Origin of the sequence: Arthrobacter sp. 135MFCol5.1 (genome assembly GCF_000374865.1) — a bacterium.
Taxonomy (GTDB): domain Bacteria; phylum Actinomycetota; class Actinomycetes; order Actinomycetales; family Micrococcaceae; genus Arthrobacter.
The window spans coordinates 84,138-107,785 of the sequence record NZ_KB895465.1; the positions used below are offsets into that span (position 1 = coordinate 84,138).

24 protein-coding genes and 1 pseudogene are annotated in these 23,648 nt (G+C 67.0%); 18 read left to right on the top strand and 7 right to left on the bottom strand.

Annotated features, from left to right (window positions below):
- Positions 1-14: 14 nt before the first annotated feature.
- The 4 genes from C563_RS0117500 to C563_RS0117515 are packed head-to-tail and all read left to right on the top strand — an operon-like array spanning position 15 to position 4,094.
- Positions 15-1,205, top strand: coding sequence for a Gfo/Idh/MocA family protein (locus C563_RS0117500; RefSeq protein WP_018763373.1), 1,191 nt, complete (start codon positions 15-17; stop codon positions 1,203-1,205).
- 35 nt (positions 1,206-1,240) lie between these two features.
- On the top strand, positions 1,241-2,245 hold the full coding sequence (locus tag C563_RS0117505; protein WP_018763374.1) for a sugar phosphate isomerase/epimerase family protein: 1,005 nt from the start codon (positions 1,241-1,243) through the stop codon (positions 2,243-2,245).
- Between the two features lie 50 nt (positions 2,246-2,295).
- Positions 2,296-2,994 carry a ThuA domain-containing protein gene (locus C563_RS0117510; protein WP_018763375.1) on the top strand — a complete coding sequence of 233 codons (699 nt, stop codon included), beginning with the start codon at positions 2,296-2,298 and terminating at the stop codon, positions 2,992-2,994.
- Positions 2,979-4,094 (top strand): Gfo/Idh/MocA family protein, encoded by a 1,116-nt coding sequence (locus C563_RS0117515; protein ID WP_018763376.1) that lies wholly within the window; start codon positions 2,979-2,981, stop codon positions 4,092-4,094. The genes C563_RS0117510 and C563_RS0117515 overlap by 16 nt, the downstream gene beginning before the upstream one ends.
- 24 nt (positions 4,095-4,118) lie before the next feature.
- Here C563_RS0117515 and C563_RS0117520 read toward each other — a convergent pair whose 3' ends face one another.
- Positions 4,119-5,270, bottom strand: coding sequence for a GGDEF domain-containing protein (locus tag C563_RS0117520; RefSeq protein WP_026265040.1), 1,152 nt, complete (start codon positions 5,268-5,270; stop codon positions 4,119-4,121).
- A gap of 247 nt (positions 5,271-5,517) precedes the next feature.
- On the opposite strand from C563_RS0117520, the gene C563_RS0117525 reads away from it, so the two are divergent.
- The 9 genes from C563_RS0117525 to C563_RS0117565 all read left to right on the top strand — a co-directional run bounded on the left by C563_RS0117525 (position 5,518) and on the right by C563_RS0117565 (position 15,727).
- The gene (locus tag C563_RS0117525) at positions 5,518-6,879 is read left to right on the top strand and encodes a hemolysin family protein (RefSeq protein ID WP_018763378.1); all 1,362 of its coding nucleotides are present in this window, start codon (positions 5,518-5,520) and stop codon (positions 6,877-6,879) included.
- Complete coding sequence (locus C563_RS0117530) at positions 6,872-7,912, top strand: hemolysin family protein (RefSeq protein ID WP_018763379.1); 1,041 nt, start codon at positions 6,872-6,874, stop codon at positions 7,910-7,912. The genes C563_RS0117525 and C563_RS0117530 overlap by 8 nt, the downstream gene beginning before the upstream one ends.
- 287 nt (positions 7,913-8,199) lie before the next feature.
- The gene (rsgA, locus tag C563_RS0117535) at positions 8,200-9,363 is read left to right on the top strand and encodes a ribosome small subunit-dependent GTPase A (RefSeq protein WP_018763380.1); all 1,164 of its coding nucleotides are present in this window, start codon (positions 8,200-8,202) and stop codon (positions 9,361-9,363) included.
- A 44-nt stretch (positions 9,364-9,407) separates the two neighbouring features.
- Entirely contained in the window at positions 9,408-10,118 is a 711-nt protein-coding gene (locus C563_RS0117540; RefSeq protein ID WP_018763381.1) for an alpha/beta fold hydrolase, read from the top strand.
- Positions 10,119-10,167: 49 nt separating this feature from the next.
- Positions 10,168-11,268 carry an agmatine deiminase family protein gene (locus tag C563_RS0117545; protein ID WP_018763382.1) on the top strand — a complete coding sequence of 367 codons (1,101 nt, stop codon included), beginning with the start codon at positions 10,168-10,170 and terminating at the stop codon, positions 11,266-11,268.
- The gene (locus C563_RS0117550) at positions 11,265-13,037 is read left to right on the top strand and encodes an amidase (protein ID WP_018763383.1); all 1,773 of its coding nucleotides are present in this window, start codon (positions 11,265-11,267) and stop codon (positions 13,035-13,037) included. Before C563_RS0117545 ends, C563_RS0117550 begins: the two co-directional genes overlap by 4 nt.
- A gap of 183 nt (positions 13,038-13,220) precedes the next feature.
- Entirely contained in the window at positions 13,221-14,069 is an 849-nt protein-coding gene (locus C563_RS0117555) for a pentapeptide repeat-containing protein (protein WP_018763384.1), read from the top strand.
- A 59-nt stretch (positions 14,070-14,128) separates the two neighbouring features.
- The gene (locus tag C563_RS0117560) at positions 14,129-15,379 is read left to right on the top strand and encodes a D-arabinono-1,4-lactone oxidase (protein ID WP_018763385.1); all 1,251 of its coding nucleotides are present in this window, start codon (positions 14,129-14,131) and stop codon (positions 15,377-15,379) included.
- Between the two features lie 9 nt (positions 15,380-15,388).
- Positions 15,389-15,727, top strand: a complete 339-nt coding sequence (locus tag C563_RS0117565) for a hypothetical protein (RefSeq protein ID WP_018763386.1) — start codon at positions 15,389-15,391, stop codon at positions 15,725-15,727.
- 46 nt (positions 15,728-15,773) lie between these two features.
- Here the strand turns inward: C563_RS0117565 and C563_RS0117570 are convergent, their stop codons facing one another.
- Positions 15,774-16,307 carry a MarR family winged helix-turn-helix transcriptional regulator gene (locus tag C563_RS0117570; RefSeq protein ID WP_018763387.1) on the bottom strand — a complete coding sequence of 178 codons (534 nt, stop codon included), beginning with the start codon at positions 16,305-16,307 and terminating at the stop codon, positions 15,774-15,776.
- Between the two features lie 128 nt (positions 16,308-16,435).
- Positions 16,436-17,257 (bottom strand): LysR substrate-binding domain-containing protein, encoded by an 822-nt coding sequence (locus C563_RS0117575; RefSeq protein WP_018763388.1) that lies wholly within the window; start codon positions 17,255-17,257, stop codon positions 16,436-16,438.
- Between C563_RS0117575 and C563_RS0117580 the strand changes: the two genes are divergently transcribed.
- Complete coding sequence (locus C563_RS0117580) at positions 17,220-17,624, top strand: DUF5997 family protein (RefSeq protein WP_026265045.1); 405 nt, start codon at positions 17,220-17,222, stop codon at positions 17,622-17,624. The genes C563_RS0117575 and C563_RS0117580 overlap by 38 nt on opposite strands.
- Before the next feature lie 3 nt (positions 17,625-17,627).
- On the opposite strand, the gene C563_RS0117585 is transcribed toward C563_RS0117580, so the two are convergent.
- Positions 17,628-18,008, bottom strand: a complete 381-nt coding sequence (locus C563_RS0117585) for a VOC family protein (protein WP_018763390.1) — start codon at positions 18,006-18,008, stop codon at positions 17,628-17,630.
- Between the two features lie 154 nt (positions 18,009-18,162).
- On the opposite strand from C563_RS0117585, the gene C563_RS0117590 reads away from it, so the two are divergent.
- Together C563_RS0117590 and C563_RS0117595 are read left to right on the top strand one after the other, a co-directional pair.
- The gene (locus C563_RS0117590; RefSeq protein ID WP_231369922.1) at positions 18,163-18,804 is read left to right on the top strand and encodes a hypothetical protein; all 642 of its coding nucleotides are present in this window, start codon (positions 18,163-18,165) and stop codon (positions 18,802-18,804) included.
- 60 nt (positions 18,805-18,864) lie between these two features.
- The gene (locus C563_RS0117595) at positions 18,865-19,473 is read left to right on the top strand and encodes a DUF6919 domain-containing protein (protein ID WP_018763392.1); all 609 of its coding nucleotides are present in this window, start codon (positions 18,865-18,867) and stop codon (positions 19,471-19,473) included.
- Between the two features lie 21 nt (positions 19,474-19,494).
- On the opposite strand, the gene C563_RS0117600 is transcribed toward C563_RS0117595, so the two are convergent.
- A complete protein-coding gene (locus C563_RS0117600) occupies positions 19,495-19,977 on the bottom strand; it encodes a pyridoxamine 5'-phosphate oxidase family protein (protein WP_018763393.1) in 483 nt (160 codons plus the stop codon).
- A 66-nt stretch (positions 19,978-20,043) separates the two neighbouring features.
- Positions 20,044-21,435: a flavin monoamine oxidase family protein gene (locus tag C563_RS0117605; RefSeq protein WP_018763394.1), complete on the bottom strand. Its 1,392-nt coding sequence runs from the start codon at positions 21,433-21,435 to the stop codon at positions 20,044-20,046.
- A gap of 138 nt (positions 21,436-21,573) precedes the next feature.
- On the opposite strand from C563_RS0117605, the gene C563_RS0117610 reads away from it, so the two are divergent.
- On the top strand, positions 21,574-22,284 hold the full coding sequence (locus C563_RS0117610) for a TetR/AcrR family transcriptional regulator (RefSeq protein ID WP_231369923.1): 711 nt from the start codon (positions 21,574-21,576) through the stop codon (positions 22,282-22,284).
- Between the two features lie 15 nt (positions 22,285-22,299).
- On the opposite strand, the gene C563_RS0117615 is transcribed toward C563_RS0117610, so the two are convergent.
- A complete protein-coding gene (locus tag C563_RS0117615; protein ID WP_018763396.1) occupies positions 22,300-23,229 on the bottom strand; it encodes an NADP-dependent oxidoreductase in 930 nt (309 codons plus the stop codon).
- 150 nt (positions 23,230-23,379) lie between these two features.
- Here C563_RS0117615 and C563_RS0117620 point away from each other — a divergent pair.
- Positions 23,380-23,648, top strand: a pseudogene (locus tag C563_RS0117620) (L-talarate/galactarate dehydratase); the annotation flags it as partial.

The following is a 23,648-nucleotide window of genomic DNA, read 5'->3' on the forward strand; positions in this document are numbered from 1 at the left end:
AAAGGACCGATGCCATGAGCATCGCCAAACCCCTCCGGGTGGGCATGGTGGGCTACGCCTTCATGGGTGCCGCCCACTCCCACGCCTGGCGCACCGCGCCACGGTTCTTCGACCTGCCGCTGCAGCCACAGCTCACCGCAGTGGCCGGGCGGAATGCCAACGGCGTCCAGGCGGCCGCAGACAAGCTGGGCTGGGACTCCGTGGAGACCGACTGGCGGCGCCTGATCGAACGCGACGACATCGACCTCATCGACATCTGCACGCCCGGCAACACCCACGCGGAGATCGCCATCGCGGCCCTCGAAGCCGGCAAGCACGTGCTGTGCGAAAAGCCGCTGGCCAACTCCGTGGAAGAAGCCGAACGAATGACACTGGCCGCGGAGACTGCCGCGAAGCACGGCGTCCTCTCCATGTGCGGCTTCAGCTACCGACGCACCCCGGCCCTGGCACTGGCCAAGCGCTTCGTGGAGCAGGGACGGATCGGCGACCTCCGGCACGTCCGGGCCCAATACCTGCAGGACTGGCTCGCCGACGCCAACGCCCCCATGACCTGGCGGCTGGACAAGGCCAAGTCCGGATCCGGGTCCCTGGGCGACATCGGTGCGCACAGCATCGACGCCGCCCAGTGGGTCACGGGGCAAAACATCAGCGGGGTCTCGGCACTGCTGGAAACCTTCGTCCCCGAACGTCCGCTGGCAGGCGACCTGGTGGGCCTGGGCGGCCACGGCGACGTCAGCAGCGAGGCCCCGCGCGGGAGTGTCACCGTCGATGATGCGGCCATCTTCAGCGCAAGGTTCGACGGCGGCGCCTCCGCGGGCGCGATCGGCGTGTTTGAAGCTACGCGGTACGCCCTGGGCCGGAAGAACGCCATGCGGCTGGAGATCAACGGCACCAAAGGTTCCCTCGCCTTTGACTTCGAGGAGATGAACGTCCTCTCCTTCTACGACGCGGCTGAATCGCCCGACGCAGGATTCCGCCGGATCTTCGTCACCGAGCCCGAGCACCCGTACGTCGGAAACTGGTGGCCCACCGGGCACGGCCTCGGGTACGAACACGGCTTCACCCACCAGGTGGTGGACCTCGTCACCGCCATCGGCGAAGGCCGGCAGCCTGAACCGTCCTTCGCGGATGCCCTGCAGGTACAGCGGGTCCTTGCTGCCGTGGAGTCCAGCGCCGCGAATTCGAGCCAATGGCAAAAAGTCTGAGCGATCCACAGCTCCAAGAACCCAAGGAACACCCAATGACACGACCAATCACGCTGTTCACCGGCCAATGGGCCGACCTGCCCTTCGAGGAAGTGGCCCGGCTTGCCGGCGAGTGGGGTTTTGACGGGCTGGAAATCGCCTGCTGGGGCGACCACCTGGACCCCCGCCGGGCAGCGGAGGACGACAACTACCTCCAGGGCCGGCTGGACATCCTGGAGAAAAACAACCTCCAGGTGTTCGCCATCGCCAACCACCTGACCGGCCAGGCCGTCTGCGACGACCCCATCGATGAGCGCCACCAAGGCATCCTCTCGGCGGAGGTCTGGGGCAACGGTGAGCCTGAAGGGGTGCGCCGCCGGGCAGCGGAATCCATGAAGGACACCGCCCGGGCGGCCGCACGGCTTGGCGTCAAGACCGTGACGGGGTTCACCGGTTCCTCCATCTGGAAGGCCGTCGCCATGTTCCCGCCCGCCACGCAGGCAATGGTCGACGCCGGCTACCAGGACTTCGCGGACCGGTGGAACCCCATCCTGGACGTCTTCGACGACGTGGGAGTCCGGTTCGCCCTGGAGGTCCACCCGTCCGAGATCGCCTACGACTACTGGACCACGAAGCGGACCCTTGAAGCTATTGGCCACAGGGAAAATTTTGGGCTGAACTTCGATCCCTCCCACTTCATCTGGCAGGACCTGGATCCCGTGATGTTCCTTCAGGACTTCGCGGACAGGATCTTCCATGTGCATGTGAAGGAGTCCGTCCGGCAGCTGGATGGGCGCAACGGCAGGCTGGGTTCACACCTCGCCTGGGCGGACCCCCGCCGGGGCTGGGACTTCGTCACGGCAGGACACGGTGACGTGCAGTGGAACCGCATCTTCCGGACACTGAACGCCATTGGCTACGAGGGTCCCACCAGCATCGAATGGGAGGATGCTGGAATGGACCGCCTCATCGGCGCCCCGCAGGCCCTTGCCATGGTCCGGGAACTGGCACGCATTGCCCCGCCCGCAGCCGCTTTCGACGCCGCCTTCGCGAGCCGCTGATCCCTGCTCCTTCCGGCCCGCGAGGCCGGTAGCCAAACAAAGGAAATCCAATGACAGAACGCAAGCATGCACTGGTGGTCCGGGGCGGCTGGGACGGCCACCAGCCCTACGAGGCCACCGAGCTCTTCATTCCCTATCTCAAAGACAACGGCTATGACGTCCGGGTGGAGGAATCCCCCAAGGTCTACGCCGACGCCGCGTACATGGCCGGGGTGGACCTGATCGTGCAGTGCATGACCATGTCCACCATCGAAAAGGACGAGTTCGCCGGACTGCGGGCCGCCGTGGAGAACGGCACCGGCCTGGCCGGCTGGCACGGTGGAATCGCCGATTCCTACCGGAACACCTCCGACTACCTGCACCTGATCGGCGGCCAGTTCGCCTGCCACCCAGGCAAACACCCGGATGAGTGCATCGGCGAGCAGTCGGACAACTATGTGCCCTATACCGTCAATATGCTGCCCGCGGCGGCCGAACACCCCATCACCCGGGGCATCCAGGACTTCGACCTGGAGACCGAGCAGTACTGGGTCCTCTCGGACGACTACATCGACGTCCTCGCCACCACCACCCAAAAAGTCCGCGAGTGGGACCCCTGGCACCGCGAAGTCACCTCCCCCGCCATCTGGACCCGCCAGTGGGGCAAGGGCCGGATCTTCGTCTGCACGCCCGGGCACCGGGTGGAAATCCTGCAGGACCGGAACGTACGCACCATCATCGAAAGGGGCCTGCTGTGGGCAAGCCGTTGAACGTAGGGATCATTGGCTGCGGAGCCATCATCGCCCAGTACCTCACCACTTTCCGCCGGTTGGACCAGATCCGGCTGGTCGCCGTCGCGGACCTCGACCCGGCGCGTGCGCAGGCCGTTGCGGACGGTTACGAGGGCGTCCGCGCCATCTCCGTGGAGGAACTCCTTGCCGCGGACGACGTCGAACTGGTCCTGAACCTGACCATCCCCGCCGCGCATGCTGACGTTGCGCTAAAGGCGATCGCCGCCGGCAAGAGCGTCTACGGCGAAAAGCCGCTGGCAGCCACAACCGAGGAAGCAGGCCAGGTGCTGGATGCGGCACGCGAGGCCGGTGTCGCCGTCGGCTGCGCCCCTGACACCGTGCTGGGCACCGGGATCCAAACCGCCCGCAAAGCGATCGACGACGGCCTGATCGGCGCACCCATCTCGGCCACCGCCACCATGGCAACTCCGGGGCACGAACGCTGGCACCCAAACCCGGACTTCTACTACCAGCCCGGCGGCGGGCCCCTCCTGGACATGGGGCCCTACTACGTCACGGCCTTGGTGACGCTGCTGGGACCGGTGGTGTCCGTGGTGGGTGCCGCCAGCCATACCCGGAACCAACGAACCATCGGGTCCGGACCGCGGCAGGGCGAGCAGGTAGCCGTTAACATCGACTCCCACGTCACGGGCGTCCTGGTCCACGCCTCGGGTGCACTTTCCACCCTGTTCATGAGCTTCGACGCCGTGAAGTCCAAGTCCCCGAACATCGAAATCCACGGCGAACGCGGATCCCTGGTGGTGCCGGACCCCAACCACTTCGACGGCGACGTCCAGCTGTTCTCCCTGGGCGCCGAGGACTGGGAAACACTTCCCGCCTCCGCAGGCTACATCGACTCCGGACGCGGGTTCGGCATCGCTGACCTGGCTTCCACCCCGCAGGGCAAGGAACCGCGCGCGGGAGGTGCCCTGGCCTACCACGTCCTGGAAGTCATGGAATCCATCCTCGATTCGGCCCGCAAGGGCACCTCCGTGGCCATCCAGAGCACCGTGGACCGGCCTGAAGCCGTGGCCCTGACGCTCCTTGCCGGCCAGGCGGACGCCCTCCAGCCGCTCTGACCGGCAGTCGGGAGCCGCGCCGCCCTACAGCATCTCGTCGCTGCGGGCGGCGCGGTTCCTGCCCAGCGATTTGGCCCGGTAGAGGGCGGCATCGGCTGAAGCGATGAGGCGGTCCACGCTGGAGGTGCCGGCGTCGTAGACGGAAATCCCGTAACTGGCCGTGGGCAGCTCCAGTCCGCCCGGCGCGGCAGCGTCGGCCAGCCGCCTGCTGATCTCCTCCGCGATTGCCTCCGCCCGCTCGGCGCTGGCCCCGGGAACCAGGATGACGAACTCCTCCCCGCCGTACCTCCCGGTCAAGTCCGTGGAACGCACGGTGGCTACGCAGGCGTCAGCGAAGGCCTTCAGGGCGAAGTCCCCGGCAGCGTGCCCGTAGGTGTCGTTGACCGTCTTGAAATGGTCCAGGTCGGCAAGGATCAACGCCCCGGATCCGCGGGTGATGGCGCGGTCTGCGAGCTGCTCGGCAGCAAGGTCCAGGAACGCCTTGCGGTTCAGGAGCCCGGTGAGGTCATCGCGGGTGGCCACCACGCGGAGGGCACGCGTCTGCTGTTCGCTGCTCAGTGCTGCCATGCTGAAGGAGACCACCACCAGCAGCACCATGGTCACCATGGTGGTCACGGCGGACCCGAAGACCGTGACGAACACTGGACCGTCCTGGCCGTCCAGGAGGAAGGCCACCCACCGGAACAAGTAGAAAACGGACAGCCCTCCAGCAGCCACGGCCATGGGAATGCGGACCCTCGAGTAGCCGGGTTCCAGGCGCCACAGCTCATGGGATGCCAGCCCGATGGTGGCGCTCATGGCGGCGAGGAACACGGCGCCACCGGACCATGTGTTGGTGGCCGGGTGGTCCAGCACGGAGGCAACCAGCGTGACCAGCGGGATGCCCGTGAAGGCCCACTTCGGCGGCGGCGCAGTCCGCAGGGAACGTGCCCCGGCCCAGACCGCCACCGCACCGTACACCAGCACCGCGTTACCCAGCGGATTGGCCCAAACCTGGTGGGGGGTGCCGTTCAGCAGGAAGCAGCCCGACCCCGCCAGGAAGAACACCAGGGCAACGCACCACCAGCCGCTGTACGGCGAGCGCGTCACCCGGTATGCGGAAAAGTAGAAGAGGACCACCAGCGCCAGGGCCATCAGGCCAAACGCGATGCGCAGGGTTGCGGTGTCCAGAACCATATGCAGGAAGTCCCCCCAAAAGCCCGAATGCTGCCGCAGCAAGTATCACACCCCGCCGCGCCTGGCAGAAGAACCCCGCACCATGATTAAGCGCGGAACCCCGCACTGGACGGGATCTGGAACCCCGCGGGGAACTTCGCCGGCGGGAGCGGAGTTGAACCGGTTATGGACGACCCTCCTTCACACATGCCTTTGCCCCTCTGCCGCCTGACCGGACCACCGGCCACCACAGGAGAGGGGCGCCCCAATGTATGAATGGATCATGCTGGGCATCGGCCTGGTCCTGACCGTCGGTACCGGCTTCTTCGTCGCCTCCGAGTTCGCCCTGGTGAACCTTGACCGGCATGACCTCGAGTCCCGACAGGCCCGCGGCGAGAAGCGGCTGGGCCCCACCATCAAAGCGCTGCGGATCACCTCAACCCACCTTTCCGGTGCGCAGCTGGGCATCACGCTGACCACCCTCCTCACCGGCTACACCTTTGAACCGGCCATCAGCCGGCTGCTCAGCGCGCCGCTCACCTCGCTGGGCGTTCCCGATGCGGTGGTTCCCGCCGTTGGCTCCGTTGCCGGGATCTTCCTGGCCACGGTCTTTTCGATGGTGGTGGGCGAGCTCGTCCCGAAGAACTTCGCCCTGGCACTGCCGCTGGCTACCGCCAAGGTGGTGGTCCCGTTCCAGGCCCTGTTCACGGCTGTGTTCAAGCCGGTGATCCTGCTCTTCAACAACACAGCCAACCGGATCATCCGGGGGTTCGGGATCGAACCGAAGGAGGAGCTCTCCGGTGCGCGCAGCGCCGAGGAGCTGAGCTCCCTGGTGCGCCGCTCCGCCGTCGAAGGGGTCTTGGACCTTGACCACGCCACCCTGTTGCGCCGCACCCTGCGTTTTTCGGAGTACAGCGCAGCGGACGTGATGACTCCGCGCGTGCGCATGGCGGCTGTCGCGTCCGGTGACACCGCCGAGGACATTGTGGCCCTTGCCACGGCCACCGGCTACTCCCGCTTTCCCGTGATCGGCCGCGACCGGGACGAGGTGCTGGGCCTCCTGCACGTCAAGCAGGCGTTCGCGCTGCCCCTGGACCAGCGCGCCGGGACCACCGCGGCGGGGCTGATGGTTGAACCGCTCAGGGTCCCGGAGTCGATGGGCGTGGACACCCTCCTGGGCCTCCTCCGCCGGCAGGGGCTCCAGGTGGCCATCGTCTCCGACGAGTACGGCGGTACCGCCGGAATCGTCACGCTCGAGGACCTGGTGGAAGAGATAGTGGGCGAACTCGAGGATGAACACGACCGCGCACGGGCGGGTGTGGTCCGGGTTGGCCGGTCCGTCACGTTCGACGCGGCGCTGCGCCCCGATGAACTGCTGGACCGCACCGGCATCGAGGTTCCGGACGGGGAGGAGTACGACACAGTTGGCGGGTTCGTCACGGACCAGCTGGACCGGCTGCCGGAGCTGGGCGACGAAGTGGCGGTCGACGGCGGCACCCTCCGTGTGGAGCGCGTGGCGGGGATGCACGTGGAGCGGCTCCGCTTCACTCCCGCCGGGGCCGCCGAACCGCCGCGGAGCCCGCATGACCGGATCATCGACAACCTGACCCAGGAGCTGGCCCATGAGTGACTACCTTCCCGGCATCATCTGGCTGGCCGTGCTCCTGCTGGTGAACGGCTTCTTCGTCGGTGCCGAGTTTGCCGTCATTTCCGCACGCCGGTCCCAGATTGAGCCCAAGGCGGAGGCGGGGAGCAAGGCGGCCAAAACCACCCTCTGGGCCATGGAGCATGCCACCCTCATGCTGGCCACCAGCCAGTTGGGCATCACTGTCTGCTCGCTGGTCATCCTGAACGTCTCCGAGCCCGCCATCCACCACCTCCTGGAAATCCCGCTGGGCCTGACATCCCTGTCCTATGAGGCGATCAGCATCATCGCGTTCGTTGTGGCGCTGCTGCTGGTGACGTTCCTGCATGTGGTGGTGGGGGAAATGGTGCCCAAGAACATCTCCTTCTCGGTACCCACCCGGGCGGCCCTGTTGCTCGCTCCCCCGTTGGTCCTGGTGGCCCGGGTATTCAAACCGGTGATCTGGTCGCTGAACGGGATTGCCAATGCCGTCCTCCGGCTCTTCCGGGTGGAACCCAAGGATGAGGCCACCAGCGCTTACACGCTGGACGAGGTCGCCACCATCGTGGAGCAGTCCACCAGGGACGGGATGCTGGCTGACACCAGTGGCACCCTGAGCAACGCCTTCGAATTCACGGCCAAGACCGTGGCAGATGTCCAGGTCCCCATGGCGGAGATGGTGCTGCTGCCGGAGTCGGCCACGCCTGCTGATATCCAGCTGGCCGTAGCCGGGCACGGCTACTCCCGGTACATCCTGACCAACCCGGCCGGGGAACCTGGCGGCTACCTCCACCTGAAGGACGTCATGGACCTGACCACGGCCGGGAAGTTCCACCAGCCGGTGCCGGCCAAGCGGATCCGGCGCCTCGCCTCGGCCTTTGCCGGCGCCGACCTTGAGGATGCGCTGGCCGCCATGCGCCGGACGGGGGCCCACGTGGCCCGGGTGTTCGACGCCGGCGGCAGGACCACAGGGATGCTCTTCCTCGAAGACATCATCGAGGAGCTGGTGGGCGAGGTCCAGGACGCCACCAGCGCCTAGCGGCCGGAAGGGGGTGGATCCACGGGAGTCCGCCCCCCTTGTGGTCCAGGCTCTGGTGCCCGACGCCGGTGGCCACTAAAGTGGGTCCCGGCCCCATCCTGCCGTTCCCGGCAGGGTGACGGGACCCGCACGAGGGAGAGGAGGTGGCTTTGATGACTGCAACTGCCGCGCGCCGTGAGCGCCCCGCATCAACACCATCAACCATCCTTTCCCGTTGCACGCGCCATTCCTGAGATTCCTGACCGGTACCTCGCGCCTGCTCCGGGAACCTTTCCGAGGACACCAACGTGCATATTCCTTCAGGCAACGCCCTGGACAACCCTGGCATCAACAACCCTTCAACGGCCGAGGGCCCTTTCGCCTACGGCTACACGCCCGCCGTCGCCCGCCATTTCGCCGCACATCCCAACCCCGAGGCCACCAGCGCCGGGCGGGTGGTGCGCGTGGACCGAACGCTGCTGCTGGTCGCCGTCGCCGACGGGCTGCTCCACCTTCCCTACCCGCTCACCGGCGACCAGCCCGTCACCGGTGACTGGGTCTGGATCGGCCCCAACCGCGCCGGCGGGCGCCAGATCCTGGCCATCCTGCCCCGCCGGTCCGAGCTCAGCCGCAAACGTGCCTTCGAGGACTCGTCCGCCGAGCAGGTCCTTGCCGCCAACATGGACACCGTTGGCGTGGTGGTGCCCGTGGACCGGCCGCTCACCCACAACCGGCTGGAGCGGACCCTGGTGGCGGTATGGGACTCGGGCGCCACTCCCCTGGTGATCATCACCAAGGCTGACCTTGCGCAGGTGGCGGACGACGTCGTCGGGAAGGTGGTCCTTCAGGCGGCGGGCGTGGACGTGGTGACCACCTCTGCCGAGAACGGCGACGGCATCGACGAATTGATGGGCCGCATTCCGGCCGGAGGCACCATTGTGCTCCTGGGTCCGTCCGGAGCCGGCAAGTCCACCTTGATCAACGCCTTGGCGGGGCAGGAAGTCCAAGAGACCGGTGCCGTGAGGTCCGGCGATTTCAAGGGCAAGCACACCACCACCGCCCGCGAACTGGTGCCGCTGTCCAACGGCACGGTGCTGATGGACACACCCGGCGTGCGGGGTTTCGGGCTGTTCGACGCCGGCGAAGGCGTGGGCGGGATGTTCGGCGACGTGGAGGAACTGGCCGCGGGCTGCCGGTTTGCGGACTGCGCGCACGGAACTGAGCCCGGTTGCGCAGTCCGGGAAGCGATTGACGGGGGCGTCCTGGAGGAACGGCGCTGGAATTCGTACCTGAGGATGCAGCGTGAACTCGCAGCCCTGGCCCGCCGCTCCGACGTTGCCGCCCAGCGCGCTTACCACCGGGAGTGGCAGCAGAAGGTGGTCTCCGCGGGAAAGTCGCAGCGCTCCGCAGAGCGCGAGGCCTTCGAACGCGGCAGCCGGAACGCCGGGAAGGGCCGGAACCGGAAGCGGTAGCGGCCCCTTGCTCCGGCGCAGGGGGTGGGGGGTAGGGTGCGGTCATGGACATCATCCTGGTACCCGGATTCTGGTTGGACGCTTCATCCTGGGCGGAGGTGACACCTGCCCTGGAGGCAGCGGGCCACCGCCCCCACCCCCTGACCCTGCCCGGACTGGAATCGGTGGACTCCAGCCGGGCCGGAATAGGGCTGCAGGACCACATAGACGCCGTGGTCCAGGCCGTCGATGCCATCGGCGGCAAGGTGGTCCTGGTGGGGCATTCGGGAGGTGGCGCCATCATCCACGGGGCCGTTGACGCACGGCCGGACAAGGTGGAGCGCGCCATCTACGTGGACAGCGGCCCACTGGGCGAAGGGGGTGTGATCAATGACGAACTGCCCGCCGAGGGTGACGACATTCCCCTTCCGCCTTGGGAAAGCTTCGATGACGCCGACCTGGTGGACCTGGACGACGGGCTCCGCCGGGCCTTCCGCGCACGCGCCATTCCCGAACCGCGGGGCGTGGCCTACGGCAGGCAGCACCTGCATGACGAGCGCCGCTACGCCGTGCCCGCCACTGTGATTGCGTGCGAGTTTCCCGCGGCCCTGCTCAGGGAGTGGATCGCGGCCGGCAGTCCGTTCGTCGCCGAGCTGGCGCGGGTCCACGACGTCGACTATGTCGACCTGCCCACCGGCCACTGGCCGCAATTCACCAAGCCGGCGGAACTGGCACGTGCCATCCTGGCGGCAGTTGACCGGTCAGGCATGGACTGAATCGGCGTAACCCTTGCGCACGACACATCCGCCTCTCCATAATAAATGAATGTCATTCATTTATTCGACCGCCGTTGGGGCCACCGCCGCCCCCAACCACGTTTCGCCCTCCGCCACCACCGGGATGCCCGCCGAGTGGGAGGCCCACCAGCGCACCTGGATGGCATTTCCGCCACCCAACGAAACCTTCGGTCCAACAGGCAGCCCCACCCTTGACCGCGCCCGCGCCGCGTGGACCAGGGTGGCACAGACCATTGCCAGGTACGAGCCGGTCACCGTGGTGGCCGATCCCCGGGACGCCACGGCCGCACGGGAATGGCTCGGCACGGGCATCGACATCGTGGAGGTCCCCCTCGATGACGCCTGGCTTCGGGACAGCGGACCCACCTTCGTACACCAACCGGACGGATCAGTGGCCGCCGTGGACTGGATCTTCAACGGTTGGGGCGCCCAGGAATGGGCAGCCTGGGGCAACGACGAAGCAGTGGCAAAGGCCGTCGCCGCCACAACCGGCGTCCCCGTCCGGACAAGTCCACTGGTGAACGAGGGCGGCGGATTCCACGTGGACGGTGAGGGGACAGTGTTGCTGACCGAGACCGTCCAGCTTGATCCCGGCCGCAACCCCGGCGCCACCAAGGACTCCGTGGAAGCGGAGGTTTCCGCGGCCCTGGGGACCAGCAAGGCCATCTGGCTGCCGCGCGGACTCACGCGCGATTACGACGAATTCGGCACCCGCGGCCATGTGGACATCGTGGCAACCTTCGCTGGACCCGGCACCATCCTGCTTCACCGCCAAGACGACCCCGCACACCCGGATCACGCCGTCTATCTCCAACTGAAGGCGGTCCTGTCCGGCCAAATGGACGCCCAGGGCCGGCCGCTGCGCATTATCGACGTTCCCGCGCCCACAACCCTCAAGGACGACGAAGGTTGGGTGGACTGGTCCTACATCAACCACTACGTGGCTAACGACGTGGTGGTGCTGTGCAGCTTCGATGATCCCAACGACGCCATCGCCGCAGGCATCCTCGAGCGCGCGTACCCGGGCCGAACTGTGGAACTGGTGGACGCCCGCGACATCTTCGCCTTCGGCGGCGGCATTCACTGCATCACCCAGCAGCAGCCTGCCCCGAGGGAGGAGGCCGCGTGAAACTGGTCGAGGAGCAAAAGTCCGCGCCCGCAGCCCGCCCGTTCAACGTCGTCGAGGCCGGCATCAGCCGGCTGCGTGCGGCGCTCGAGTCCGGCGAGGTCACCAGCGAGGAGCTGGTGGAGCTGTACCTGGAGCGGATCCGAAAATATGACTCATCAGGCATATGTCTAAATGCCATGGTGGTCATGAACCCTGCGGCGGTGGCCGAGGCGCAGGCGTCCGATCGGCGCCGGGCGGCCGGCTTCACGCTGGGCCCGCTGGACGGCATCCCCTACACGGCCAAGGACAGTTACCAGGTCCGCGGCCTCACCGTGGCCGCCGGTTCCCCGGCGTTCAAGGACCTGGTGGCGCAGCGCGACGCCTTCACCATTGAACGGCTCCGGGCCGGCGGCGCAGTCCTGATCGGGCTTACCAACATGCCTCCCATGGCCAACGGCGGGATGCAGCGCGGGGTCTACGGCCGGGCAGAAAGCCCATACAACGCGGACTACCTCACGGCCGCCTTCGCGTCAGGTTCGTCCAACGGCTCCGGGACCGCCACCGCCGCCAGTTTCGCGGCGTTCGGCCTCGCGGAAGAGACCTGGTCCTCCGGTCGCGCCCCGGCGTCCAACAACGCCCTGTGTGCCTATACCCCCTCGCGCGGGGTCATTTCCGTCCGCGGAAACTGGCCCCTGGTGCCCACCATGGACGTGGTGGTTCCGCACGCCCGGACCATGGCCGACCTGCTCGAAGTCCTGGACGTCGTGGTGGCGGACGACGCCGAGGCACGCGGGGATTTCTGGCGCGTCCAGCCGTGGGTGCCGGTACCCAAGGCATCAAGTGTCCGCCCGCCGTCGTACGTTGAGCTGGCCGTGCCGGACGCTTCCGCAGCAGCCGGCGTCCTCGCGGGCAAGCGGCTGGGTATCCCCCGGATGTACATCAACGCCGATCCCGACGCCGGGACGTCGGACCATCCGGGCATCGGTGGTCCCACGGGGCAGCGGATCAATACCCGGGACTCGGTGCTGGACCTCTGGAACGCAGCCCGGCAGGACCTCGAGGCCGCAGGTGCGGAGGTCATCGAAGTGGACTTCCCCGTGGTGTCCAACTACGAAGGGGACCGGCCGGGCGCGCCCACCATCGCCACGCGGGGATTCGTGTCCCCGGAGTATCTGCGGCGGGAGATCGTGGACCTGTCAGCCTGGGCGTGGAATGACTTCCTTGATGCCAACGGTGATCCGCGGCTGAACCGCCTGTCTGACGTGGACGGCTCCGCCATCTTCCCAGCCCCTGAAGGTTCGCTGCCGGACCGCTACGACGGGTTCGATGACGACATCAGCGACTATCCCGCCTGGATCCGGGAGTACGGCGTTCCAGTCCTGGCCGATATTCCGCACCTGCCCGAAGGATTGGCGGGGCTGGAGGAAACCCGGCGCGTCGACCTGGAGGAATGGATGGACCGGCTGGGACTGGATGCCGTGGTGTTCCCGGCAGCTGCCGACGTTGCACCCGCCGATGCCGACAGCAACGAGGCTTCCGCAGACATCGCGTGGCGCAACGGCGTGTGGGTGGCCAACGGAAACCTGGTCCCCCGGCACCTGGGCATCCCCACGGTCACGGTCCCGATGGGAGTCGCGGCTGACCTTGCCATGCCCGTGGGCCTGACCATCGCCGGCAAAGCGTACAGCGACACGGACCTGCTCCAGCTGGCCGCGGCCTTCGAAACCACCGGCAGCCGCCGCGTCCCGCCGCCGCGCACCACGCAGGCAGGAGATACAGGGACCTCCTGACGGAGCAGGCCCGCAGTGGCTATTCTGGTCGCAGTGACTTTCATGCATTCCCAGTGACATCCCGCTGCCGGCAGTTCTTGTCCTTCCGTACAGGAACGGTGATTCCGTGCGTCCCGGAGGGGAACCCGAACCCGGGTTCCCTTCCTTTCCGCACCCTTATCGGAACCACCCCAGGGAGCCCCCATGGAACCCACCACCCCACGCCTCACACCTGACTGCACCCAGTGCTTTGCACTGTGTTGCACCGCCTTCGGATTCACCCGCTCCGCGGACTTTGCCATCGACAAGCCGCCAGCCACCCCGTGCCCCAACCTGGCAGGCGACTTCTCCTGCACCATCCACCGCAGCCTGCGCGCCCGCGGGTTCGCGGGCTGCACGGCCTTTGACTGCTTCGGTGCCGGCCAGGCCGTCAGCCAGCGGCTCTTCGGAGGGACCAGCTGGCGGGAGGACCCCCGGTCGGCCAAGGACATGTTTACCGCCTTCAAGGTCCTGCGGCAGCTCCACGAAATGCTCTGGCAACTGGACCGGGCGGAGTCGCTTGCTTACAGCCCGGAAACGGCACGGGAGGTGGGCCAGGTACACAGCCTCGTACAGAGAATCGCCGGTGGAAGCCTCGAAACGGTCCTTGCAGCCGACGTCGGGTCCCTCCATGAGAGTGTTGGCGCGGTTCTGCGGGAGGTCAGCGAGGAGGTCCGCGCAGGTTACTTCGACTCCGATCCGCGCGTTGTCCACCTGGCTCCAAGTGCCGACCTGGCAGGCGCCGACCTCCGCGGCTGGCAGCTGAGCGGTGCGGACCTGCGCGGGGCCTGCCTGATCGCCGCCGACCTGCGCGGCACGGACCTGACGGCTGTGGACCTGCTGGGCGCCGACCTGCGGGATGCAAGGCTGGACGACGCCGACCTGGCGGGAGCGCTGTTCCTCACCCAGGCGCAGGTTGCCGCGGCGCGGGGCAGCGCGGCCACGAGCCTCCCGGCGGGTATCGGACGGCCCGGACACTGGCGGGCCGCCGCCCGCACACCGGAAGTGCCTTGACAGCCCACTTTGTTAGCGCTGACAGTGGGATGACCCCAACACCAAGCGAAAGCCACTCAATGAAGAACTGGGCAGGAAACCTCCAATACTCCTCCGCTGATGTCCGGCGGCCGGAATCGGTCAGCGAACTGGCTGCTATCGTCGCCGGATCGACGCGGGTGAAGGCCTTGGGGTCACGGCACTCATTCAACAGCGTCGGCGACACGGACGGCATGCACGTCCTCCTCGATGCACTCCCCCAGCAGGTGGAGGTGGGTGCGGACCGTTCAACGGTCCGGGTCAGCGGCGGGGTGAGCTACGGTGCCCTGTGCCGGAAGCTGGAAGAGGCCGGCCTTGCCATCCACAACATGGCATCACTGCCGCACATCTCGGTAGCCGGCGCGGTGCAGACCGGCACCCACGGTTCCGGCGTCAACAACCCCGCACTGGCCGGCGCCGTGGAATCGATCGACATGGTTCGGGCCTCGGGCGAGCAGGTCACGCTGTCCCGGAAGGACGGGGACGACTTCCTGGCCAGCGTGGTGGGCATGGGTGCCCTCGGCATCGTCACCGGGCTGGAACTGGCGGTACGGCCAAGCTTCAGCATGCGCCAGCGCGTCCTGGAAGACCTTCCGTGGGATGCCGCGCTGGAGGACTTCACCGCCATCGTGTCCAGCGCCTACAGCGTCAGCCTCTTTACGGACTATGCCGGTGACACCGTCAACCAGGTCTGGCTCAAAGCCCTTGACGGGGAAGAGCCGCTGGCCAACCTGTACGGCGCCACACCGGCCCAGCGCCCGCGCCATCCACTGCCGGACATGTCTGCCGAGAACTGCACCCTCCAGCTGGACCAGCCCGGGCCCTGGCTGGACCGTCTGCCGCATTTCCGCCATGAATTCACGCCGAGCAACGGGGACGAGCTGCAAAGCGAGTTCATCCTGCCCATCGGGCAGGCCCCCGCGGCCCTCCAGGCGGTCCGGGCCCTCGCGGACGAGCTCGCACCCCTGCTCTTTGTCTCGGAGATCCGCACCGGCGCCGCCGATGAGTTTTGGCTCAGCCCGTTCTTCCGGCAGCCGAGCGTGGCCTTGCACTTTACCTGGAAGCCGATGCAACCCGAGGTGGAGGCTTTCCTTCCGGTCCTTGAAGAAGCCCTGCGGCCCTTCGGGGCGAGGCCGCACTGGGGAAAGCTGTTTTCCGCGGACGCTTACGACTGGGAGAAGCTCTATCCGCGCTTCGCAGACTTCCGGGCCTTCGCCGCCGGGCACGATCCGGAGGGCAAATTCCGGAATGGGCTGCTGGACGGCATCCTGGGGGTTCCCGCCCGCCGGTAGTCTGGAACCATGATCCGCCGCCACGCAGCCCTCACCGCCGTCCTGTCCGCAGCTTTATTGTTGACCGGATGCGCCGCGGCAGGGGACGCGGCCGGCAACGCGGCCAGCGCCGCCGCTTCCCAGGCCGCCTCCGCCGTTGCCCAGGAGGTCACCAAGCAGATCTGCGCCAGGGTCCAGGACGGACTTGTTAGCGTGGACGATAAGAAAGCGCTGGCAGGGTTGGTGTCCGCGGCCCGGGAGGCCGGGGTCCCGGCGGAAATCACGACGCCGCTCGGCGACGTGGCTGCATCCGGGGACCAGGTGCCGGCGGACTCGGTCAAGGCCCTCAAGGACGCCTGCCCGGCCTGACCAGCACGAGGGTTCCGCGGACGTTCGGCACGCTCCCCGCGTGTGATCAGTTCTGCCGGGGCTGGTCCCAGCCGCGCATGCCGCCGGCACGGCTGGCCTGGCCGCGGTGCCCCGCACGGTGTTCGGGCGGCGCGAAGGGGACCACTCCGGAGTCATGGCCCGGCGGGACCGCGTGGACGAACTTCGTCAGCTCCTCGCGGAGGGCTTTCCACGAAATATCGGAGTCGCGCGGGTAGGCGTTGACCTCCGCTTCCCGTGCGGCTTCGACCGCGGCACTGCCCGCATCCGTCAGTTCCACCTTTAGTTGCCGGCGGTCCGTGACCTGGCGGGTCCGGGTAATCAGGCCGGCGGCTTCGAGCCGCAGGAGGACCCGGCCCAGCGTCTGGCTCTGGACCCGGATTTCCTCGGCAAGTTGTTCCTGGTTCAGCGGACCCTCCGTCAACCCTTCCAGGGCAATGACGGCGGCACGGGTGAGGCCAAGGTGGGCCAAGGCATCGTCCTGGCGCCGCTGGATCAGGCGCGCCGCCAACGCGATCAGGCGGTAACTGCTCCGGGCATCAGGATCGAGGTTGCTGGTCATCGGGCCGCGGCCTTCCTGCAGGTGGCAAGGTGCTGGTCACCCCGCGTCGCTACCCTCCTACAATAAGCATGCTTAGCAACATATTCGCAAGTAGACTTATTATTTGGCCGCGACGGACCCGTGAATGATTATCTTTTGCCCTTTTTCCGCGATCCCCTGCCACGGCCCTTGTCCGGGTTGGGAGCATAGCGCTGGGCCACTTTCGGGGCTTTTTTGGTGCCGGTTCCCCGCCGGTCCGGTTTGGGACCCTTCTTTTCCTTGACCGGCTGGGCAGAGGGCTGCCGCGAACTGTGGGCAGTGCGCCCGCGGACGATGCCGATGAACTCTTCAAGGACCTCGTCCGTGGCGTCAACAGGCCAGGCCAGCCCGATTTCCGTCCCGTCCAACCCGGTCAGCCGCCGCGCCACCGTGTCTTTGACGTTGAGGTGGCGCGCCACCGGCATGGGGAGGATCACCAGCCCGGCGCCGGTGGCAACCACCTGGAGCGCCGCCTCCGGTCCACCCAATGAAGCCACATCCAGGATCGATTCCTCTTCCAGGTCGGCAAGCGCCACTTCCTCGAACACGGAGATCTCGTGGCCTTTGGGGGCCACCACCACGGGCTGCTCCTCATACAGCGGGATGACATTGAGGCCGTTCCGGTCCACCGGAAGCCGGACAAAGGCCATGTCCGCCCTGCCGTCGCGAAGCACCTCCAGCTGGTCGCCGTCGTCAACCATGGATGCGCGCAGCGGAATATCCTGCATCCGCTCCTCCCACCGGCGGATCCACTTACCGGGCGTCACTCCTGCCACGTAGGAGATGCGAAGCATCCGCGGCTCTGCGCCGGCAACGGCGTCCGGGGCGTCAGGGGCAGGGGTATTGTCGGCGGGCACGTCTTCACAGTACCCGCCGCCCGGATACCCTTGAAGCATGACCTCTGCAAACTCCCAGTCCATGAAGCCGGCCACCGTTGCCAAGAAACTTGGCATCTACCTGCCTGCTGCGCCGCAGGAGTTCCAGGATTCAACCATCACCCGCGAGGAATTCGCCGAGCTCCAGGCCAACCCGCCGGAGTGGCTCGCCGAGCTCCGCCGCAACGGCCCGCACCCCCGCCCGGTGGTGGCACAGAAGCTGAACGTGTCCATCAGCGGCCTTGCCCGCGGCGGCGTGGAGGAAGCGCTTACGACGGCGGAAATCACCGCCCTGCTGCAGGCACCGCCACAATGGCTGGTCACCGAGCGTTCCACGCACGCTGCCGTCCGCGCCGAGGCCCAGCGGGTCAAGGAAGAGGCGGCGAAAAAGCAGGCCAAGAAGGACCGCGCGAAGGCGGAGTAGCCCTCAGTCCTGGTGGATCTGGATGTAGTTGCCGCAGCCGTCGTCGAACACGGCACTGGTGCCGAAGGGATCCGTGGTGGGCGGCGTCTTGAAGCTGACGCCGGCCGCCGTCAGCCGTTCGAATTCGGCCTGGACGTCCGGGACGCCGAAGACGATGGCGGGCAGGCCCGCTTCGCGCACGGCGTTCATGTAGTCCGCGCCGATCGGGTTGTCGCTGGGCTCCAGGAGCAACCCCGTGGAACTGTCGTCCGCGCCGGGGTCCTTGATGATGTAGAGGTTGTACTCAGGCATGGCCATGAGCGTGTCAAAGCCCAGGGTCCCCGTGTAGAAGGCATGGGCCGCTGCGGGATCCTGGACATGGATGCTGCACATTTTGATACGCATGGGTCCACGCTACCCACCTCCCGATGCTTTGCAGTACCCCCTGTGGCCATTCCCTGACGCCATTGACGCGGTGCCCGGAAGACGATGCAATGGAATGACCAGCCCGGGCGTTCCGGCCGGGGCCTGCGGGCGCTGGAGGTGCACAATGTCAGCCATGGACCAATTCCTGTTCCAGGGACTGCATCAAGGTGCGTGGGCGGTCCTGTTGTGTGGTCCGGTCCTGGTTGCCAGCGTGGCCGCCACAGTTTTTGCCGTACGACGCCGGGCACTGGGACCCAAGGGCCGCGCCGCCGAGGTGCCGGACCAGCTGTTCTGGGACCTTTTCCTGGGCTCGTGCGTTGCACTTCCGGCGTTGATCATCCCTGCGATGGTGTCCCCCTGGTCCGGGCTTGTCATGGCGGGCGCGGCGGTGGCCGCGGGAATTGCCGCCCACCACGCCACCCCCCGGTACCTGGCCTGGCATGCGGGCCGCCGTGAGCACCGCCGGCAGCTCTCTGCCCATCAGGCGGCGACGGCTCGGCATGACGAGCTTTTGCTCCGCTGGCGCCGCTATGAGCTCGATCCGGCCAGCATGATCGACTACCCCGCCCTGACGGACGTGCGCCTGCCGGAGACCTCCGCCCTGATCAAGGCGATGCGCACGGCGGACCAGCTGCGCACTGCCGCGCACGCGACGTACCCGGACGCCGTCGGGAGCCTGGCGGCGACCCTGGCGGCGGCCGAACGGGCGGCCGAACGGGCGGCCGAACGGGCGGCCGGAATTCCATCCCGCCAGCCGGCCGACCAGGCCGGCTGAGGTTAACTGCTGTGTCGGGGGCGGTGGATCGGGCCGCCGCCCCGGCGATAGCATCCGAAGATGAAGCCTGAGGAAGTGCCCGTCCGTGACAAGTTCGGCCGGCTGTTGGAGGACCGTGGAGTCTGGCGCCAAGCCACTACCCTTGAGGCCGCCGGGGAACTGACGGCCCGGTGGCTGGAGGGCGGTAGTTCCTACCAGCCCGGACACTTTGCCCCGGGCTCCGACGACGAGACCAGGCCCATCGCCGGGGCCTTGGCAGAGCTGAACCGGCACGGCCTCTTCACCAAGGAATCCCAACCGGGCATCCGGGACGGTGCGGCGGCGCAACGCGAATACGTCACGGGCTTCTGCAGTGCGGCCACCGCTGGTGAACTGCTGGCGCTGTCCACCCGCACCGAACTGGTGACGGTGGCGCACGCGCCTGGCGAGGCCAGCAGCGCAGCCATCCCCGTGACCATCGCCGGATCGGAAGTGACCACGGTCCTCGGCTCCAGCGAAAACCCGGTGGAAGAGGAACAGATCCGGGACTGGGCCGTGGAAACCAACGATGCCCTGGCCCTGCTCCTCGCGGACTCCTGGTACGTGGAGATCCTGGATCCGCTGTGGGGCCGCAATGACGTGCTGCTGCCGGCAGTCCTGCAGGCGTTGAAAAGGGCGGAGCAGCCGTAGCCGCTCCGCCCCCTGGTTCTGCTAAAGCTCCACGGTTCCGCTCTCGCCAACACTCATCCGACTGTTGGTGACCTTAGACTTCACCCACTGCAGCACGGTGGCCGCAGTGCCACCCGGGCTGGTCCAGTACTCCGCGGAGTCCGATTCGACCCGGAGCAGGCACACTTCGGGGGTGTCCGGACCGTCGGGGAACCACGCCTCGACCACCTGGTTCCACATTTCGTGGATCTTGGCCCGGTCCGTGACCACCTCGGCGGTTCCGGCAACGGAAACCCATTCGGTGTTCTTGCCAAAGGCGACGTTGACGCGCGGATCTGCCCGGACGTGCGCCACCTGCGAGGTGCCCAGGCCGGTGAAGAACCACATATCGCCGTCGTCCATGACCTCCTGGACTGCCAGCGGCCGGCTGACGAGGGCGCCTTCTTCGTTGATGGTGGTGACCATCCCGATCTTGGCATCGTTGATGATCTCAGTAACCTTGCTGATGCTCTGCGCGTCAGTCATGCCTCACCTCGTTCGTCTGAAGTCGGGGACGCTCCCCGCCGCCAGCCTATTAGTAAGCATGCTTATTTACCAGCCGGCGGCAACCGGAACCTTCGCCACCTCGGCGATGCGCGCGGCGGTCAGGCGCCCCATGCGGACGGCACCGTCGACGTGCTGGTAGCCTTCCGCGGCCAGGTCGGACGAGGACCAGTAGATAGGACCCACGGGTGCCAGCTGGTCCTTGCCGTAACGGTGCAGGCCGCCCAGGTCGTAGCTGGCAGCGTAGGCGCCCCGGGTCCACTCCTCCGAGCCCCAGTCGGACTCGTAGTAAACCTCCGGAGCCAGGGCTTCGTCGCCAAGGAAGCCGGCAATGGATTCCAGGATGGCCTTCTTCCGGGCGTCGGCGCTGAGCTCAAAGACGGCGTCCGCCTTCTCATCCGAGACGAAGCCCACCAACGTGCCGCGGGAATCTCCGTAGTTGGTGTTGTCATAGACCTCCTGCACCAAAGCATCCGCCCCAAAGCCGGTACCCGAAAGTCCCTTGTCCCGCCAGAAAGGAGTGGCGTAGACGGCGTGGACCTTGATGACCAGGCCCAGGGACTGGTGCTGGTGCATCTGGTGCTGGCGGCGCGGCAACGGCGGGTTGAACGAGACTCGGGAATAGAGGTTGGGCGGCACGGCCATGACCACAAACCGGGCGTTGACGGTAGCGCGGTCAGACTCGACGGCGACCCGGTAGCCGCCGTCGGCATCCTGCTCCCAGTTGATGGTGCGCACCGGGGAGTCCAGGACGACGTCGTCGCCCAGTTCCTGCGCCTGAAGCAGCGAAACCTGCTGCATCCCGCCCACCACGCGCCGGTCGAGGATGAAGTCCTCGTCCGTCAGGTGGGTGAACGAGCCGGCGGAGGCGGCCATCAGGACCGCCTGCAGGGCGGAGAAGGCGTGGGCCGGCTTGGTGAGCATGCCGCCCGCGATGAAGAGGCCAATGTTCTTGCAGGCTTCCTCGTTGGCCGAGTGTTGCCGCAGCCAGTGATGGAAGGAAATGGTGTCCAGTTCGCGGGCCTTCGGGTGGGCCCACGGTTCCGTGGCGCCAATCTCGGCGGCCAGGCCGTCCAGGAGGGCCACCAGGCGGTCCATTTCGACGGCGGTGTCCGCGTCCACGGGGAAGGAGTCGCCGGTGTAGCGCACGGGGGTGCCGTCCGCGCCGATGTAGATGGACTCGCCGTCGCGGTAGCGCGGGTAGGTCTCCAGGTTCAGTTCCCGGAGGAGTTCCAGGAGGGCGGTCTGGTCCGGGGAAACCCACTGGCCGCCAATCTCGAGCATGGCGCCGTCCACGGTGTCCGTCCAGGTGCGGCCGCCCACGCGGTCGCGGGCCTCAAGTACGGCGACGGTGAGGCCGGCCTTCTTCAGTTCACGGGCGGCGGTGAGTCCGGACGGCCCGGCTCCAACGACCACGACGTCGCGGTTCAGGTTCAGCATGATGTCCTCTCTTCGGCTTCCCTAGTGATGGAAACCACTAAATGAATGGCATTCATTTAGTAGAACTATAACCGGTGGCATCCGGGAGCGGAAGTCCCGGATGGAATAATGCTGGAGACCACCGACGAAAGGGCAGGAATGCCGGCACTATCAGCCGCACAGGGACGCGCCGCCACCAGCGGGGGCGCGCAGAAGAGGCGGGCGGGCAGGCCGTCGGCGGCGGTCTTGGACAAAGCGGGGATTACCTCGGCCGCGCTGAAGCTGGTCAGCCGCAAAGGCTATGACGGGCTGACCATGGCCGCCCTCGCCAAGGTGTTGGACGTTGCGCCGTCCGCCCTCTACAACCACGTGGCGTCCAAGCACGACGTGCTGCTCCTGGTGGAGGACCATCTGATGTCCTTGGTGGATGTCTCCGGATTCGGCGGCAGCAGCTGGGAAGACGCCGTGCGCACCTGGGCCTGGAGCTACCGGGATGTCTTTGCAGAACACACCCCGCTGATTCCCGTCATCGCCGTCCTGCCTGTGACGGATGCCCCGCAGACCCTCGCCATGTACGAGACCGTCAGCAAGGGATTTTCGGACGCCGGCTTTCCCCAGGACCGGATCGTACCCTCCATCGTGGCACTGGAGTCCTTTATCTTCGGCTCCGCCTACGACGTCACGGCGCCCGAGGACATTTTCGACGCCGGTTCAATGGCGGAATCCACGCCCTATTTCACGGCGGCCGTGAGACATTCGGCATCAGGGCAGGAGGCCTCGGCCGGGCAGGAACGCGGCCGCCCGGCCGACACCGCCTTCCGCCTCGGACTCGAGGCGCTGATTGCAGGATTCGGCGCAATCAGGAAATAACGGGCAGTTGCGGACTCAGACTGTGTGATCCACCGTCACCACGATCTTGCCCCGGGTATGCCCCTCCATGTTGAGCCGGAATGCGTCCGCGGCCCGGGCCAGGGGAAACACCTCGGCAACCTCCACCCGCATCTTCCTTTCATCCACCAGGTCCGCCAGTTCCTGAAGCTGGGCGCCGACAGGGCTGACCCACATCCAGGTGCCGCCATGCTCTTCAACGTCACTGTCGGCGATCGAAGCATGCCGTCCGCCTTCTGCAAGCACGTCGAGGGTGGCCGCCAGGTTGCCGCCGACAAAATCGGCAACCACGTCCACCCCGCCGGGCCGCAGGGACCGGACCCGGTCGGCAAGACCGTCACCATACGTGACGGGGTGCGCGCCCAGGGAGCGGAGGAAATCGTGGTTCTTTTCCGACGCCGTCGCAATGACTTCGGCGCCCAGCGCCACGGCAATCTGGATGCCCAGGGATCCCACGCCGCCGGCGCCGCCATGGATCAGTACGGTCTCGCCTGCGCTGAGGCCAAGGCGGTTCAGCACCTGGTAGGCAGTCAAGCCCGCCAGCGGAAGGCCTGCGGACCCGTTCCAGTCAAGGGCGGCGGGTTTCCGCGCCAAGAGCCTTTCGGGCAAGGCAATGTATTCGGCGAAGCTGCCGCCGTGGACGTAGTCCTTGCGCCCGTAGGCGATCACTTCGTCGCCGGGTTTGAACTGCCGGGAATCGATTCCCACCGACTCCACCACGCCTGCCACATCCCATCCCGGGATCGCCGGGAACTGCAGGTCCATGGCCGCATCCAGGTAACCCGCCATGATCTTCCAGTCCACCGGATTGACTGCAGCCGCCTTCACCTTGACCAGGACCATTCCCGGACCCACCTTCGGCATGGGCTGCTCGGTGAGCTCAAGGACGTCGGGGCTGCCGTATTCGCTGTAGGTAATTGCTTTCATGCCTGGGTCAACAGCACCGCAGCCCGGCGCTATTCCTGCCGCGATCCCGGAGTGGTGAGTACAACAAAAGCCCAAACTTGTAATACAAGTTATCAACTTATATCCTAAAGAGGTGGGCGATGGAGCCCAGTCACGCCCCTAGGAGTATCAATGAGTACTGTCGATCTGATCCGGCACGTCAAGCTGTCCACCGCACGCCTGCCGCTCACTGTCCCCATCAGCGACGCCAAAGTCTTTACCGGCCGGCAGAAGCCCATGACCGAGGTGGTCTTCCTGTTCGCCGAGATCACCACCGAACTCGGGCATTCGGGCATCGGCTTCAGCTACTCCAAACGGGCCGGCGGACCGGCACAGTACGCCCACGCCAAAGAGGTCGCCGAGGGCCTGATCGGCGAGGACCCCAACGACATCGCCAGGAT

Excerpts from the sequence above, each read along its gene's own strand:
- C563_RS0117500 (WP_018763373.1), top strand. The coding sequence starts at position 15 with ATGAGCATCGCCAAACCCCTCCGGGTGGGCATGGTGGGCTACGCCTTC.
- C563_RS0117505 (WP_018763374.1), top strand. The coding sequence starts at position 1,241 with ATGACACGACCAATCACGCTGTTCACCGGCCAATGGGCCGACCTGCCC.
- C563_RS0117510 (WP_018763375.1), top strand. The coding sequence starts at position 2,296 with ATGACAGAACGCAAGCATGCACTGGTGGTCCGGGGCGGCTGGGACGGC.
- C563_RS0117520 (WP_026265040.1), bottom strand. The coding sequence starts at position 5,270 with ATGGTTCTGGACACCGCAACCCTGCGCATCGCGTTTGGCCTGATGGCC.
- C563_RS0117525 (WP_018763378.1), top strand. The coding sequence starts at position 5,518 with ATGTATGAATGGATCATGCTGGGCATCGGCCTGGTCCTGACCGTCGGT.
- C563_RS0117530 (WP_018763379.1), top strand. The coding sequence starts at position 6,872 with ATGAGTGACTACCTTCCCGGCATCATCTGGCTGGCCGTGCTCCTGCTG.
- C563_RS0117540 (WP_018763381.1), top strand. The coding sequence starts at position 9,408 with ATGGACATCATCCTGGTACCCGGATTCTGGTTGGACGCTTCATCCTGG.
- C563_RS0117545 (WP_018763382.1), top strand. The coding sequence starts at position 10,168 with ATGTCATTCATTTATTCGACCGCCGTTGGGGCCACCGCCGCCCCCAAC.
- C563_RS0117555 (WP_018763384.1), top strand. The coding sequence starts at position 13,221 with ATGGAACCCACCACCCCACGCCTCACACCTGACTGCACCCAGTGCTTT.
- C563_RS0117560 (WP_018763385.1), top strand. The coding sequence starts at position 14,129 with ATGAAGAACTGGGCAGGAAACCTCCAATACTCCTCCGCTGATGTCCGG.
- C563_RS0117565 (WP_018763386.1), top strand. The coding sequence starts at position 15,389 with ATGATCCGCCGCCACGCAGCCCTCACCGCCGTCCTGTCCGCAGCTTTA.
- C563_RS0117570 (WP_018763387.1), bottom strand. The coding sequence starts at position 16,307 with ATGACCAGCAACCTCGATCCTGATGCCCGGAGCAGTTACCGCCTGATC.
- C563_RS0117580 (WP_026265045.1), top strand. The coding sequence starts at position 17,220 with ATGACCTCTGCAAACTCCCAGTCCATGAAGCCGGCCACCGTTGCCAAG.
- C563_RS0117585 (WP_018763390.1), bottom strand. The coding sequence starts at position 18,008 with ATGCGTATCAAAATGTGCAGCATCCATGTCCAGGATCCCGCAGCGGCC.
- C563_RS0117590 (WP_231369922.1), top strand. The coding sequence starts at position 18,163 with ATGGACCAATTCCTGTTCCAGGGACTGCATCAAGGTGCGTGGGCGGTC.
- C563_RS0117595 (WP_018763392.1), top strand. The coding sequence starts at position 18,865 with ATGAAGCCTGAGGAAGTGCCCGTCCGTGACAAGTTCGGCCGGCTGTTG.
- C563_RS0117600 (WP_018763393.1), bottom strand. The coding sequence starts at position 19,977 with ATGACTGACGCGCAGAGCATCAGCAAGGTTACTGAGATCATCAACGAT.
- C563_RS0117605 (WP_018763394.1), bottom strand. The coding sequence starts at position 21,435 with ATGCTGAACCTGAACCGCGACGTCGTGGTCGTTGGAGCCGGGCCGTCC.
- C563_RS0117610 (WP_231369923.1), top strand. The coding sequence starts at position 21,574 with ATGCCGGCACTATCAGCCGCACAGGGACGCGCCGCCACCAGCGGGGGC.
- C563_RS0117615 (WP_018763396.1), bottom strand. The coding sequence starts at position 23,229 with ATGAAAGCAATTACCTACAGCGAATACGGCAGCCCCGACGTCCTTGAG.